We start from the raw sequence: 353 nt of genomic DNA, 5'->3' as shown, positions 1-353 counted from the left end.
TATGCTCTTTAAAAATTTGGAAAAGCTGATAATAAAATTCGTATAAATACAGTGTATTTGTACAGAGTTTTCAAAAGTAAAAAAGAATGATAGCAGTATCATTCAGTGCCATTTAATGAACGTTTCGTTTGTTGATTGGTATCTACTTTAGTATTCAATATTAACTTCTGGCGAAGTTAAACTGTCACTAACGTATGACTAAACTTTACTGTTTAGTATTGCGAAAGCAAGACCCGTTTGGGTTGTATGGTTAAGTGACTAAGCGTACACGGTGGATGCCTTGGCAGTTGGAGGCGATGAAGGACGTATTAACTTGCGATAAGCCTAGTCAAGCTAGTAAAAAGCACTTGAGA

1 rRNA gene is annotated in these 353 nt (G+C 35.4%); it reads left to right on the top strand.

What is annotated here, in order from left to right:
- Nucleotides 1-248 precede the first annotated feature (248 nt).
- A 23S ribosomal RNA gene (locus tag H5187_RS24460) occupies nt 249-353 on the top strand; the annotation flags it as partial.

Origin of the sequence: Pseudoalteromonas sp. SG44-1, from assembly GCF_014164315.1 — a bacterium.
Lineage (GTDB): Bacteria > Pseudomonadota > Gammaproteobacteria > Enterobacterales > Alteromonadaceae > Pseudoalteromonas > Pseudoalteromonas rhizosphaerae.
Note: the sequence above shows the minus strand (reverse complement) of the source record. Positions and strands in the feature narration are given on the sequence as shown.